The following is a 13,723-nucleotide window of genomic DNA, read 5'->3' as shown; positions in this document are numbered from 1 at the left end:
GTCTGCTGAGTGACGGCCCGCGGGCCACCGCCGTTCTCAGGCGATCGTGTTCAGGATCTCCTCGATCATCTCCAGGGTCGTCTCCGGGTGCAGGAAGGCGAAGCGGGCCACGGTCTCGCCCTCCCAGCCCGTCGGGGCGACGAACGCGGTCTGGCCTGCGAGGAGGCGGGCGGACCATTCCGCGTAGTCCTCGGGCTCCCAGCCGACACGGCGGAAGAGCACGGCGGAGAGCTCGGGGTTCGCGGATGAGCGCGAGGTACGGGGTGTTCTGGATGAGCGCGGCGGTGTCACGGGCGAGGGTGAGCGCCTGCTCTATGGCCTCGCTGTAGGCGCGGGTGCCGTGGACGGCGAGGGAGAACCAGAGGGGGAGGCCCCGGGCGCGGCGGCTCAGGTGGTGGGCGTAGTCGCTCGGGTTCCACTGGGTGTCGTCGCCGGTGTGCAGGGCATCGAGGTACGAGGCGTCCTGGGTGTGGGCCGCCCCGGCCAGGCGCGGGTCGCGGTAGAGGAGGGCGGCGCAGTCGAAGGGGGCGAACAGCCACTTGGGCGGGTCGATGACGAGGGAGTCGGCGTGCTCGATGCCCTGGTACCGGTCCCGCACGCTCGGGGCGAGGAGGCAGGCGCCGCCGTACGCGCCGTCCACGTGGAACCACAGCCCGAACCGCGCCGCCACGGAGGCGATTCCGGCGAGGTCGTCGATGATCGCGGCGTTGGTCGTACCGGCGGTCGCGGCCACCCCGATGACATTGGACGGATCGGCATCGGCGAGAAGCGCGGCGCGCAGCGCGGAGCCGGTCAGGCGGTGGTCCGTGGTCGGGACCACGAAGGGTTCGACGCCGATGATGCGCAGCGTGTTTCCGATGGACGAGTGAGTCTGGTCGGACACGGCGATCCTGACGCGGTCGTACGGCCCGAGGCCCCGCCCGCGCCGGGCCGTGTCGCGCGCGGTGACCAGGGCGGAGAGGTTCCCCGCCGAACCTCGAAGCGCGCCGCATCCACGACATCGCCCGCACCCACGGAGTCCCGGTCTGGTGCGGCGGCATGCTGGAGACCGGCATCGGCCGGGCCGCCAACGTCGCTCTCGCGGCCCTCCCCGGCTTCACCCTCCCCGGCGACACCTCGGGCTCCCACCGCTACTTCGCCAGGGACATCACGCCGCCGTTCGTCCTCGCGGACGGCCACCTCGACGTTCCGACCGGCCCGGGGCTCGGTGTCGAGCCGGATCCCGAGATCCTGAACGAGGTCACCACGTCCAGCGAATGGATCCCGTTCTGACCGTCGGCGCCGAGTGGTTGAGCATGTCGAAGGCCCCTGGGTGCGGGTGCGCCCAGGGGCCGTTCGTTTCCCAGATGAAGCCCGGCTTCGTCCGGAGCGGCAGCGCCCGCGTCAGCGCACGGCCGTGGGGCGCGGGCACCCCGGCAGAGCCGGCCGTTCCTTGGTGCGTACGGCGGGGAGCCACGCCGCGGGGGGCGCGGAGCCGGACGGGAGACGGACGCGGAACCAGCGGGTGGACCGCAGGTCCTCCTCGTCGATGACCGGCTGCCCGTCGGCCAACTGGCAGTCGGCGGCGAGGACGTCGCCGTGCCACACCCGGGTCGGTACGACGTTGTCCGCGGCGTATGGCTTCAGGGGATCGATCGCCAGGCCCAGACTGCACTGCGGGTCCCGGTCGGCCCGCTCCTGGCAGCCCCGCTCCGCGTTGAACACCCTGATCGCGCCGGCCGTCGCGCCCGCACGGCCGGGCGGCGCGGACGAGCTCGCCCCTACCGCGTCCGAGCACAGGGTCGCGCCGGCGATCCCGCAGAGCGCGGTGGCGAGGACGGCGGCGCGGGCCCGGTCCCGCAGCCGTCCCGTCCCCCGCGTCCCCTGCTGGGCGGAGATGCGGGCGAGCAGGCTCTCGGCGGTGTGCGGGGCGCGCGCCGCGTGGGTGGGGGCGAGGCAGTCGGCGGCCAGCGCGCGCCAGAAGGGTGGCAGGGCGTGGTCCATGCGCAGCGGGGCACGCCCCGCGCCGTACTCCTGGACCGCGGCGCCCCGAGCCACTGGTGTGGCACCGGAGAACGGTGAGCCACCGGACGCGAACACCTCGTGGATGATGATGCCCAGGGCCCAGATGTCGGCACTCGGCCGGACCTGCACGCCGAGTTCCCCGAGGGGCGCCCTCCAGCGCTCGGGCGGGAGGTAGTCCAGGGTGCCCATGGGCGGCGCGTACCCGTGCGTCCCCGTCAGCTCGGTCGCGAGGCCGAAGTCCGAGAGCTTCACGGAGCGGTCCGTGCCCAGGAGGACGTTCTCCGGCTTGAGATCGGCGTGGACCCAGCCCGACCGGTGGAGATGGGAGAGTCCCTCGCAGATTCCCGCGATCAGTCGGCCGCGATCGGCCTCGGGCACCCCGGCGTCGACGAGTTCCCGCAGACTGCCCGCGGCCCTCTCCATGACCAGCACGATCGCGCCGTCCAGGGAGGGCCGGTCGGGTGCGGCGAGAACGAAGGTCTCCAGAAACCCGATCAGCCGGGGATGCCCCGCCCTGCGCCCGAGTTCGACCTCTCGGCGGGCGGATTCCACGATCGTGCGCGCCTGGCGCGGCGCGAGCCCGGCGGTCGGCATGATCTTGAGCGCGACGTCGGTGGGGCCCGAAGGCCGACCCGCGGGGGCCCCGCCGGTCCGGTCCGGGTGCCTGCCGGCCGGCCGCGCCGCGTAGACCGTGGACCAGCCTCCGGACCCGATCAGCTCGGTGACCACCCACTCTCCCACCTGGTAGCCGGGCGGGAGCAGGTCCGTGCGCTCGCACTCCGTGGTGCGGCCCGGACCGTGCGGCGGTGTCATCGCTCGGCCTGCCGCTCCCGCCCGCCGGCCCCTGTCAGGGGCGGCAGCAGCGCGAGGTGCTCTTCCCGTACGAGCCCGAACCGCAGGGCGAGCCCGACGATCTCCTCCCGTTTGCCGTTGCGGCGGTCGCCCTTGCCGTGTTCGTTGGTGTCCAGGACGCCGATGCGCAGCTTCTCCTCGGCGAGGTAGTCGATGTGCGAGCTGATCGCCCGCGCGGTCAGCGAGCCGCAGGCCAACCTGAGCCGCTCGACGATCTGGGGAGTGGTGGGGACCGCCACACGGGACTGGTCGCGCAGGCGCGGTTCGCAGAGCGCGACAAGGACGAGGAAGTACGTGGCCGTCTCGTCCAGGGAGTACGCGGTGACCGTGCGGTTTCCCCAGGCGACGCCCATGGCCTCCGGGTCCAGGAAGACGTGGTCGGGCGCGAACACCTGGAAGGAGACGGCGACGTCACTACGGGTGGGCAGCACGACGCGCGAGAACTCGAACGGGATGGGCGCCCCGACGCGTCGCGGCGGAACCCTCAGGTATTCCCCCGCTCCCTCCGGATTCTCCACGAGATAGCTGTGGGTGGCGCTGTGGTTCGTCAGCTGCCAGTGGTCGTCGGTCACTCGGATCTCCCCGGCGAGCCGGGAGATCGCCGCGTCGGCGAGGCGCAGCTCGACGGGGATCGCCGTGGAGCCCCTTCCGAAGCGGGCGACCTCGCCGGGGCCGAGCCGTAACGTCACCGCGTCACCGCGCGGTTCGCCGCCGTCGGCGCCACCGCTTCCCCGCGGCAGATGGACGACTACGCCGCTCACCGCTCCCCCTGTTCCACGCGTCGCACTTGTCGGACGAGCGGAACGATACTCATCTCTCAGGGGAGTTCACCGGCGTACTTCGGCCACTTCGGGCTCGGCCGCCGCCGGGGCCGGCTACCGGCTCCGGCGGCGCGAGGAGCTCCCGCAGCCGCCCTCCTCGGCGCGCTCGGCGGCGCGCTCGGCGAGAGCGCCCCTCGCCGGGCCCCAGGTCACCACGACTCTGCGGCCGGAGTGGCTATTTGCGGCCTTCCCCCGGGCCCTGCCGGGCGGTTTGGCCGAAGATCTCACGCCGGATGTGGGGAGACGGCCTGCCGATGCCGAAGGCCGGGGTGCGGAACCTGCCCTCCTGTGCTGGGCGTGGATGCCTCGCCGCGCACCCGGCAAGGTGGGGAAAGTCACCGTGCACCGAAGGGCGGAACGGCGGGTTCGGGAGGTTCGCAGCGCGACCGAGCCACCGTTTCCCCCGTTCACTTGGCGAGATCCGAACTCCGCGTTCAGAGAGCGGGACCGCCCGACACGAGGGGTGCGACCGCGCGATCGCCGAAGGCCGCCCACGGCCGCCACCCGCCATTCGGCCGGACCTGGACGCGGGTCCGCATCCTGCCCTCGGTGGTGACGGCGAAGACGTGCATCCGCCCGACGGAGTCGACCGCGGCCGCGGGCGTGGCGGCGAGCCGGATGCCGGGCTCGCCGAACTCCCCGCCGGGATCCCAGCCCCCGCCCGGAGCGACCTGCCAGCGGTGGCTGAGCCGGGCCCCACCGGGCGTCAGGGAGAACGCCTCCAGCCTGCCGTCGGCGTTGGCGGCGAGCGCCGGGGCTGCGGCGCTCCAGCCGAACATCGGCACCCAGTCGTCCCAGCCGCCGCTCGGCACGGCCTGCGGCCGGGCAAAGGTTCCCACGCCCGACGGTCCGATCGCGGCGACGGTGAGCCGGCCGCTGCCGTCCCTGGCCACCCGCGGCGCGGCGCCGGCCGAGGTACCGAATCGGTGCCACGCGGCGGTCCAGGGCCCGCCCGGGGCCTCTTGCCACCGGTGGTGGATCCCGGAGCCGCCGGGTGAGAGGGCGAAGACCTCCAGTCGGCCGTCGGCGTTCGCCGCGACGACCGGTGGCGCGCCCGCGGCCCCACCGAAGGAGGGCTCCCACGGGTCCCAGGTGAGGGAGCCGGGTGACCACTGGCATCGCCGCGCGACGGACGCGCCGCCGGGGCTGAGGGCGAAGACCTCCAGCCGGCCGTCGGCGTTGCGCGCGACGGCGGGGGCGGCGCCGGCCGGCCCGCCGAACTCCTCCCAGTCGTGCCAGCCGCCGTCCGGCCGCTGCACTCTGTGGTGCAGGTGTGCGCCGCCCGGAGCGAGCGAGAACACCTCCAGCCTGCCGTTGGCGTTGCGGCCGAGCGTGGGAACCGCACCGGCCGGCCCTCCGAAGGGCTGCCACTCCGTCCAGGCGTCGGTGTCCGGGTCGGTCTGGACGCGCCGCACCATCGAGCGGTCCGAGGCGTCGAGCGCGAACACGGTGAGACGGCCGTCGACGTCGAGGCTGGCCACCGGATTGTCCGGGCTCTGCCACGGCGGCGGCGTGTCCCGCCAGTACAGGGGCGCCACATACAGCCCGTGCCGGAACCAGCCCGCGGCGCCGGCGTACCAGGTCTCCCCGTCGGCGAACACCTCGACGGCGTGACCGGGCACATGCCCCGCGTATGCGGCGAGATCGAAGTGGAACGGGTTCCGGGACGCCAGTACGTCGGTGCCCTCGTAGCCGCCCCGCGGCCCGATGAACAGGTAGTACCAGCCGTCCCGTTCGACGACGCACGGCGACTCGGTGACCGATACGGTCGCGTCCGTGCCGGCGTCGGTGAACGCGACGTCCGGATCGCTCCAGTGCAAGAGGTCGGCAGAACGTCGGTAGGCGACGACATGGTTTCCGCCAGTCCCCGAGAGTTCGGTGTAGTACATGACCCACTCGCCGCCGACCCGCAGCACCATCGGATCACGCGCCGCGAGCCCCCGGAACAGCGGACCGGACGGCTCGCGGGTCCAGGTGAACAGGTCGGTCGACGTGGCGAGGTTGATCGCGGCACCACTTTCGCCGCCCGCGGCGTAGAACATCCAGAACCTGCCGCCCGCCTCGACGACGTGCGGCGCCCACAGGTGCTCCTCGCCGAAATAGGACGGGTCGACGGTGAGCGCGTCGGCGTGGGTGGTCCACGGCCCGCGCGGGCCGGACGCGGAGGCGTGGGCGAAGGAGATCTCCGCCGCGCTGTCCGGGGATTCGCCGCGCGGTGCGCTGTCTCCGACGATGCCGAACAGGTGCCAGCGGCCCTGAGCCTTGATCAGCGCGTGGTCGTTGAGATAGCGCGGCCCAGCGGTGGTGGACGGGTCGTAGACGTACTCCAGGGGCCCCGCGTCCACCCACTGATGGGGCGGGACGTCCTCCAAGGTCGCGCCCACGGCCCGGCCGGCGCCCAGGAACGGGAGCGCGCCCGCCCCGGCGACACCCCGTAACAGGTTCCGTCTGCTGATCGGAAGCATGAGTCTCTCCAGAGGGACCGTGCGGCCGGCCGCGCCGTAAGGGCACGGCCGACCACGGGCAGTGTGCGGGGAGGTCGGCGACGGGTCAGTCGAGGGCGGGGCCGGCGGTGTTGTTGAGCCAGGTCCAGTCCGACCAGGTAGTGAAGCCGGTCTGCCATTTGTGGTAGGTGCCGGCGTGGCTGGTACCGAAGACCTCGATCCGGCCGTCGGCGTTGCTGGTCGCGGTGACCTCGGTGCCTCCGGTGCCGAAGGTGGTCCAGTCGCCGTAGGGGGCGTTGGCGGCGGTCTGCCATGTGTGCATGGCGGTGTCGCCGTTCATGGCGAAGACCTCCACGCGGCCGTCGGGGGTGCGTTCGCTGGTGAGCTGCGAGTCGGCGGGGCCGCCGGTCGGCTCCCATGGCGACCAACTGACCGGGCCGGTCTGGTATTTGTGGAACACGCCCGCCGGGCCGGAGGCGAAGACCTCAAGGCGGCCGTCGGCGTTGTGGTCGGTGGTCAGGTCACGGCCGCCGCCACCGAAGGTGTCCCAGGGGGACCACCCGCCGTTGGGAGCCGTCTGGTACTGGTGTTGGAAGGTGCTGCCGTTGAGGGCGAACACCTCCAGGCGTCCGTCCGCTGACTTCTCCATCTCGACACGGCTGTCGGCGGGGCCACCGCCGGTGGGTTCCCAGTCGGACCAGCCGCCGTTCGGGGCCACTTGGTACGTGTGGAAGAGCCCCGCCGGTCCGGAGGCGTAGACCTCGATGCGGCCGTCGGCGTTCACGCCGGCCGCGGTGTCCTTGCCGCCGCCGCCGAAGGCCTCCCAGTTCGACCAGCCGCCGGAGGGGGACAGTTGCCACCGGTGCTGGAAGGTGTTCCCGTTGAGGGCGAACACCTCCAGGCGGCCGTCCGCGTTCGGTGCGATGGCCAGTTCGGCGTTGCCCGGTCCACCGAGCGGCTCCCAGGCCGACCAGTTGCCGTTCGCTTCCTGCTGCCAGGCGTGGTGCACGCCATCGGCGCCGGCGGCGAACACCTCGAGGCGCCCGTCCGCCGACCGCGCCGACACCACCCGGCCCGACTCCGCCGGATACACCAACGGCGTGGGACGCGGACCGTTCCCCGGGGTGCAGGGCAGCACCACGCCGCGCTCCGCGAGGTAGGCCTCGGGGTCGATGCCGTAGGAGGTGGACTGGTCTCCCCAGATCCGCAGGTGCAAGTGGGGACCGGTGGAGTTCCCCTCGGCGCCCATCAGGGCGATCTGCTGGCCGGCCACGACGCGGTCGCCGACGGAGACGTCCCGCCGGGACATGTGCCCGTACTCGGAGATCTTCCCGTCGGGGTGCAGGATGCGGATCCACTGGCCGTAGTCGCCGGTGTACCCGGAGATGGTCACCTCACCGTCGCCCACGGCGTAGATCGGCGTCCCGACGTCGTTGGCGATGTCGACGCCGTTGTGGCCGCTGTGGAAGTGCTGGGACACGAAACCGCTGGCCGGGCACGCCGCGGCGAAGACGGCGGTCCGGGCCGCGGCCGGAGTCGTGGCCACCAGCGCCGGCAGGAGGGCGGCCGCGGCCGCGAGAAGACAGGTCAGTACGCGTCGGGACAGTCCGGGAAGCACGGGACGCTCCTCCCCTTGGCGATCTCTGGGTGAGTGGGATGGACGTGCGGTGCGAGGGACGGTGGTCACGCCTTGCGCAGCCGGTCGATGATGCCGTCGATGTCGCGCCGCAGCATGTCGTGGCGAATGAAGTCCCCGCCGGGCAGCTCGTACCACTCGTGCGGGATGCACGGGCCGAAGCCGTCACCGACGTCGGAGGCGGAGGCCGAGGCGGTGGACGCGGTGCCGAGGACACTCGCGCCGCCCAGGGCCACCGCGGCCGAGAGGCCTCCGGCCGTCTTGAGCATGCTCCAACAGGTGGGGTGCTGCGCGCTCAACGTGTCCTCCTGATCGGGAGTGTGACGACGTGTCCGGGAGCAGCGAGGGGCCGTCGCGCCGCTTCGGACCGTGCCGGCCCGTCGTCTCGGGCCGTGCGGACGGGCGGTCTGGAACGTAGCAAGGGCGAGGGGGCCGGGTGACCCCGGAAGATTACGGACTGACAGGCGGGAGCGCGTCGGCTAGCCCGGCCGGGCAACGCGCCCCGGGGTGTAGCCGCGTCATCGAGATTTCATCGGTCGTCCTTAGCGTGGCCGCGTTCGGACGAAGGCCCATGCCACAGGGGAAGGACGGCTCGATGGCGCGGAGGAGATTCAGAGCGAGGCTGCCGATGGTGGTCACGGCCGCGGTGGCGGTGATGAGCACGTTGGCGGCCACCGGGTCAACGGCGACCGGGGCGGTCGCCGCCGCACCGGGGCCGGACAAGCCGACGATCCGTTACACCGAGTACGGAATCCCGCACATCATCGCCTCGAACTGGGAGGGGTTGGGAACGGGTTACGGATACGCGGCGGCCAAGGACAACATCTGCACCTTGGCCGACACCTATCTGATGGTGAATGCGCAGAGGTCCCGTTACCTGGGGCCCGAAGGCAGGGCGAGCCCTGGCCAGCACCAGAACACCACCACCAATCTCAACAGCGATCTGTACTTCCAGCGGATCAAGGACGACCGGGTGGTGGAGCGGCTGCTCGACCAGCCCGCTCCCAACGGGCCGGAACCGGAGGTCGAAGAGGCCATTCGCGGCTACGTCCAGGGATACAACAGGTACCTGGCCGAGACGGGCGTGAACAACCTCTCCGATCCGGCGTGCCGGGGTGCGGCCTGGGTGCGGCCGATCACGGAGCTTGACGTCTACCGGCACGCGCACGCAGAGATCATCATGGGCAGCGCCGACGCGCTGCTGGACGGTCTGGTGAACGCCGCACCCCCGGGGGCCCCGGCCGCCGCGCAGCCGGCGTCCTCACCTGCGAAGACCGCGACGAAGATCCGTGACGCCATGGCGGTGAGCCGTCAACAGAGCATGGGAAGCAACGCGTTGGCGGTCGGCTCGCAGGGTGTGTCAGGCGGCACCAGCATGTTGCTGGCCAACCCGCACTTCCCGTGGCAGGGCAAGAACCGGATGTGGCAGAGCCAGCTGACGATCCCGGGAAAGATCAATGTCTCCGGGGCCAGCCTGCTCGGACTCCCCGCGGTGAACATCGGGTACAACAACGACGTCGCCTGGAGCCACACGGTCGCCACGGTCGCTCCCTTCGGGCTGTTCGACGTGCAGGTCGATCCCTTCAATCCGACGAACTATCTGGTGGACGGCACCTGGGAGAAGATGACCTCGCAGCAGGTCGGTGTCGACGTGCGGAACGCGGACGGCTCCCTCGGCAGGGTCACCAGGACGCTGTGGTCCACCCGTTACGGCCCGATCACCACATCGATCCAGGGCATCCCGTTGCCCTGGGTGGTCAGCGCGCACGCGGTACGCGACGTGAACATGGACAACCTGCGGGCGCTGAACACCTGGTTCCGTCTCGACCAGGCCCAGGACGTCAACGACGTGGTGAACACACTGGAGACCACGCAGGGCGTCCCCTTCTTCAACACCGTCGCCTCCGACCGCAAGGGCAACGCGCTGTACGCGGACATCCAGGCAACCCCGAACATCACCGACGAGCACGCGCGGTCATGCCTCACCGAGACGGGCAAGCTGCTGTTCAACCAGCCGCTACGGCTGCCGAACGTGCCGCCGATCTCCATCTTCGACGGCAAGCGCAGTGAGTGCGACTGGCCCGACGACCCGAACGCGGTCGCGCCGGGGCTGCTGGACCCGCACAAGCAGCCCCGCCTGATCCGGTCCGACTTCGTGGGCAACGCCAACGACAGCGCCTGGCTGGCCAACCCCGAGCAGCCGCTGTCCTTCCCCAGGGTGATGGGCGACATGTCGGCGCCTCGGTCGCTGCGTACCCAGGAGTTGATCCTGACCGCGCAGAACCGGATCAACGGCACCGACGGCTTGCCGGGGAAGGGCTTCACACCGGAGACCATGGGGCAGTTGCTGTTCGCCGACAACAGCAGGGCGGCCGACCTGGCCCTCAACGCCACGGTGACGATGTGCCAGAGCGTCCCCTTCGGCCTCGTCCTGGTGGACGGCAACCTGGTCAACGTGAGCGAGGCATGTCCGATCCTGGCTGCCTGGAAGGACCACAATTACACGGCGAACAGCCGGGGATCCTGGTTGTTCGCGAATTACTGGGCCCTCCTGCTCGGTGGACAGGGAATCGAGAAACTGCCGTGGCGGGTTCCCTTCGACCCCAAGGGCCCGGTGCACACGCCCAACTCGCTGGACTCCGGAAGCTCGGCTGTCCGCGACGCTTTCGCCCGGGCGGTTCTCGCGCTCCGCAAGGCGGGGATTCCGCTGAACGCGCCGCTGTCGGACGTTCAGAAGATCACTCGCAACGGTGAGCAGATCCCGATCCACGGCTCGATCTCCGAACTGGGCGTGCTGAACGTGATCACTCCCGGCCAGGTCGACGGCAAGCTGGACATCGTCTTCGGGTCCAGTTTCATCCAGCAGGTGCGGTTCACCGCCGACGGCCCGCCACAGGCCTCCTCAATCCTGGCCTACTCCCAGTCGGCCAACCCGAACTCGCCGCACCACGCCGATCAGACCAAGTTGTTCTCGGCCGGCCAATGGGTGACCGAGCGGTTCACCGAGGAGCGGATCGCGGCCTCACCGGAATTGGAAGTCAAGGTCCTGGACTGAGATCGGCGAACGGGCACGCCGGAACCTCGATGACGGTCTCCGGCGTGCCCCTTTCACCGGGATTTCATCGCTTCCCGATACGTTTCGCGCCGCGCGACGACAAGGCTCAGGAGGGAGCACACAGTGATCAGAACAGCGAGTCGGTGGCGAATAGTGGTGGCATTGATGGTCGCCCTTGTGGGAATGGCCATGCCGACAGGTTCGGCACAGGCCGCGGACGGCACCGCACCGCCACCGATGGCGAACGGGTTCGGCCTGACCCAGATCGGCACGGCGACAGGGAATGCCACCAACTTCTACCTCACGGTGACCACGCCCGAGGTCACGGGCGAGCAGCACATCAAGATCATTCTGCCGAGCGGCTACTACGACGACCCGGGCAGGCGCTATCCGGTGCTGTACTTCCTGCACGGTTCGCCCGACGACCCGATCCAGCAGACCTATCCGGCGCTGAGCACGTCGGACGAGATGATCACCGTCATCCCGGACGGCGGCGCTCGGAGCTGGTACGCGAACTGGCTCAACCAGAAGACCGTGCTCGGTGCCCAGAACTGGGAGAACTTCCACCTCAAGCAGGTGATTCCGTTCATCGACGCGAACCTGCGGACCATCGCCACCAAGAAGTACAGGGCCATCGCCGGTGTCTCCATGGGCGGGTTCGGGGCCTTCCACTACGCCCAGGCCCGTCCCGACCTGTTCAGCCAGACCGCGTCCCTGTCGGGAGACATCGATCTGTCGGCCAATTCCATGGACCTGCGGCTGGCCGTCGTCGCCTCCGTCATTGACGCGACGGGCGCGATCTGCGGCTCGGCATCCGGAGCCTGCGACCCCAACGACTCCCCCTACAAGCCCGGTGTGGACAGCGACGCCCTGTTCGGCTCGCCCTATCCGGTGTTCAACGCCGACTGGCGGTGGAACGAGGTCGACCCGTCCCAGCACATGGACCGACTCGCCGGAATCGGGGTCTCCATCTACGTGGGCGACGGAGGCGGCTCGCCTCTGAACATGGAGTTCTGGCTCGCCGGCGCGGCCAAGAACGTCAAGGCCCGCATGGACGCCCTGCGCATGCCCTACTACTACGTCAACTACGGCGACGGATCCGGCTGGGGCACCCAGTGCGACGGCGGCCACAGCGCGGGCTGCTGGGAAGAGGATCTCCGGGACCTGATTCCCAGGCTGGAAAGGGCCTTCGCTTCCTGACCGGCCCGGCGCCGCCGCATCACCCCCAGTTGTTCAGCAGGCGCGCCCCGTACCCGACGTCAAGCGCCTGTCGTCGTCCCGCCCACCCCTCGTGCGGTCTGCGGGACGACGGCGGGCGCCCTCCGGAGGTCTCTCATTCCCGGATCAGATCCCCATCCAAGGACAGGACTTGTCCGGGCGATCTTCGCGGGCCCGGACGAGTCCTGGAATCGACTACCTGGCACCGGGGTTCGCGAGGCCGTCCATGACGAGGGTGAGCAGGTGGTCGCGGCGGGCGGCGATCGAGGGCGCCTGGTCGGCGATCCAGCTGAGGGCATTGACCAGAGCGAACAGGTCGGTGCCGTCCACATCGGGCCGGATCCGCCCCCGATTCCTGGGCTGCCCGCAGCAGTCGGCCGCCGGCCTCGCGCATGGCCAGGCATGAGGTGTGCAGGGCCGAGTCCTGGTTGCCGAGCGTGGCCATCAGCGAGGCCGGCAGCCCCCGGAAGGCGCCGGCCCGGAGCGTGAACTCGCACTATCTGAAGCAGTGCTCCGAATTCTATCGGAGCGGGGTGCGCCATGAGGCGTCTGGGGGGAACGGCATGGGGACAGCGACGATGTGGGCCGCGCGGGTGCACGCCTTCGGCGATCTCGGGCAGTTGGCGTACGAGGAGGTGCCGCGGCCCGCGGCGGGGCCGGGCGAGGTACTGGTACGGGTCCACGCGGCCGGCGTCAACCCGCCCGACTGGTACGCGCGCGGGGGCTTCGCGAACATCCCGCAGGCGATGCGTCCGGTGTGGCCGCTGCCGTTCACACCGGGCTCCGACATCTCCGGCGTGATTGCGGGCGTAGGCACCGGGGTCACTGAGTGGCAGGCCGGCGACGAGGTGTTCGGGCTGGTGAACTTCCCCGGCCGGGCCTCGGGGTACGCCGAGTACACCACCTCGCCCGCCGCGCACCTGGCCCGCAAGCCGGACGCGCTGGGACACGTGGAGGCCGCGGCCGTGCCGATGGCGGCCCTCACCGCGTACCAGTTCCTCGTCGAGCATCTGCGCCTCGGAGCGGACAGCACGGTGCTGGTCAACGGGGCGGGAGGCGGAGTGGGCCACTTCGCCGTGCAGTTGGCCAAGGTCGTGGGCGCCGCGCAGGTGATCGGCGTGGCCTCGGGGCGCCACGAGGACCTGGGCGCCGACCGGTTCGTGGACTACACACGCACCGCCGTCGAGGACGTCGTACGGGAGGTGGACGTGCTGCTGGACACCGTCGGCGGCCCGGACGGCCACCGGTTCCTGCCGGTCCTGCGGCGCGGCGGCCGGATCGCCCCTGTCTTCTTCGGGGACTACCATCGCGAGCGCGCCGCCGAGCTCGGCATCACGGTGGGCGGATGGCAGGTGCGCTCCAGCGGGGAGCAACTGGCCGAGCTGGCACGCCTGATCGACACCGGCCGGCTACGGGTCGGCATCGACAGCGTTTTCCCCCTCAGCGAGGCGGCGCAAGCTCACGCGCGCGCCGAACAGGGCCACCTGCAGGGCAAGATCGTCCTCCAGGTGGCCGCCTGACCAGGACTTGTCCGGGCGTTCATGATCGGAGCCAGATGGTGAGGGCTGCTGCGGGATCCGCCGTCGCGTAGACGATGACCTCGTAGTCGCCCATGTAGTTGGTGTATCCGTGGTGCACGACAGCGTGATCGAAGGTCTCGTCCAGCATCTGTTCAAGAACGGCGGTACCCATA

Annotated in this window: 9 protein-coding genes and 5 pseudogenes; 4 read left to right on the top strand and 10 right to left on the bottom strand. The window is 70.9% G+C overall.

The annotated features are described in order from the left end of the window. Positions 1–36: 36 nt before the first annotated feature. The gene (locus tag ACZ7J0_RS27730; protein WP_470891799.1) at positions 37–222 is read right to left on the bottom strand and encodes a hypothetical protein; all 186 of its coding nucleotides are present in this window, start codon (positions 220–222) and stop codon (positions 37–39) included. A 76-nt stretch (positions 223–298) separates the two neighbouring features. Further along, positions 299–952, bottom strand: a pseudogene (locus ACZ7J0_RS27725) (pyridoxal phosphate-dependent decarboxylase family protein); the annotation flags it as partial. 23 nt (positions 953–975) lie between these two features. Here ACZ7J0_RS27725 and ACZ7J0_RS27720 point away from each other — a divergent pair. Further along, positions 976–1,272 (top strand): annotated as a pseudogene (locus tag ACZ7J0_RS27720) (enolase C-terminal domain-like protein); the annotation flags it as partial. A 111-nt stretch (positions 1,273–1,383) separates the two neighbouring features. Here the strand turns inward: ACZ7J0_RS27720 and ACZ7J0_RS27715 are convergent. The 5 genes from ACZ7J0_RS27715 to ACZ7J0_RS27695 all read right to left on the bottom strand — a co-directional run bounded on the left by ACZ7J0_RS27715 (position 1,384) and on the right by ACZ7J0_RS27695 (position 8,056). Continuing rightward, on the bottom strand, positions 1,384–2,817 hold the full coding sequence (locus tag ACZ7J0_RS27715; protein WP_470891797.1) for a serine/threonine-protein kinase: 1,434 nt from the start codon (positions 2,815–2,817) through the stop codon (positions 1,384–1,386). Continuing rightward, on the bottom strand, positions 2,814–3,617 hold the full coding sequence (locus ACZ7J0_RS27710; RefSeq protein WP_470891795.1) for a serine/threonine protein kinase: 804 nt from the start codon (positions 3,615–3,617) through the stop codon (positions 2,814–2,816). Before ACZ7J0_RS27710 ends, ACZ7J0_RS27715 begins: the two co-directional genes overlap by 4 nt. A gap of 494 nt (positions 3,618–4,111) precedes the next feature. Next, positions 4,112–6,142, bottom strand: a complete 2,031-nt coding sequence (locus tag ACZ7J0_RS27705) for a DUF8189 domain-containing protein (RefSeq protein WP_470891793.1) — start codon at positions 6,140–6,142, stop codon at positions 4,112–4,114. Positions 6,143–6,227: 85 nt separating this feature from the next. Further along, a complete protein-coding gene (locus tag ACZ7J0_RS27700; RefSeq protein ID WP_470891791.1) occupies positions 6,228–7,739 on the bottom strand; it encodes a DUF8189 domain-containing protein in 1,512 nt (503 codons plus the stop codon). A 65-nt stretch (positions 7,740–7,804) separates the two neighbouring features. Next, positions 7,805–8,056, bottom strand: coding sequence for a hypothetical protein (locus tag ACZ7J0_RS27695; RefSeq protein ID WP_470891789.1), 252 nt, complete (start codon positions 8,054–8,056; stop codon positions 7,805–7,807). A 356-nt stretch (positions 8,057–8,412) separates the two neighbouring features. Between ACZ7J0_RS27695 and ACZ7J0_RS27690 the strand changes: the two genes are divergently transcribed. Next, on the top strand, positions 8,413–10,812 hold the full coding sequence (locus ACZ7J0_RS27690) for a penicillin acylase family protein (protein ID WP_470891787.1): 2,400 nt from the start codon (positions 8,413–8,415) through the stop codon (positions 10,810–10,812). A gap of 183 nt (positions 10,813–10,995) precedes the next feature. Beyond that, on the top strand, positions 10,996–12,012 hold the full coding sequence (locus ACZ7J0_RS27685; protein ID WP_470891785.1) for an alpha/beta hydrolase: 1,017 nt from the start codon (positions 10,996–10,998) through the stop codon (positions 12,010–12,012). Positions 12,013–12,225: 213 nt separating this feature from the next. Here the strand turns inward: ACZ7J0_RS27685 and ACZ7J0_RS27680 are convergent. Both ACZ7J0_RS27680 and ACZ7J0_RS27675 read right to left on the bottom strand, forming a co-directional pair. Further along, positions 12,226–12,375: pseudogene (locus ACZ7J0_RS27680) on the bottom strand (SbtR family transcriptional regulator); the annotation flags it as partial. Between the two features lie 25 nt (positions 12,376–12,400). After that, a pseudogene (locus ACZ7J0_RS27675) lies at positions 12,401–12,508 on the bottom strand (TetR/AcrR family transcriptional regulator); the annotation flags it as partial. 85 nt (positions 12,509–12,593) lie between these two features. Here ACZ7J0_RS27675 and ACZ7J0_RS27670 point away from each other — a divergent pair. Further along, positions 12,594–13,550, top strand: coding sequence for an NADP-dependent oxidoreductase (locus ACZ7J0_RS27670; protein ID WP_470891783.1), 957 nt, complete (start codon positions 12,594–12,596; stop codon positions 13,548–13,550). A gap of 40 nt (positions 13,551–13,590) precedes the next feature. On the opposite strand, the pseudogene ACZ7J0_RS27665 reads toward ACZ7J0_RS27670, so the two are convergent. Continuing rightward, positions 13,591–13,722, bottom strand: a pseudogene (locus tag ACZ7J0_RS27665) (YxiG-like protein); the annotation flags it as partial. Position 13,723 lies beyond the last annotated feature (1 nt).

The organism is Streptomyces sp. NPDC038280 (assembly GCF_055600045.1).
The sequence above is the reverse complement of the archived record's forward strand: the minus strand, read 5'-3'. Positions and strand labels throughout refer to the sequence as shown.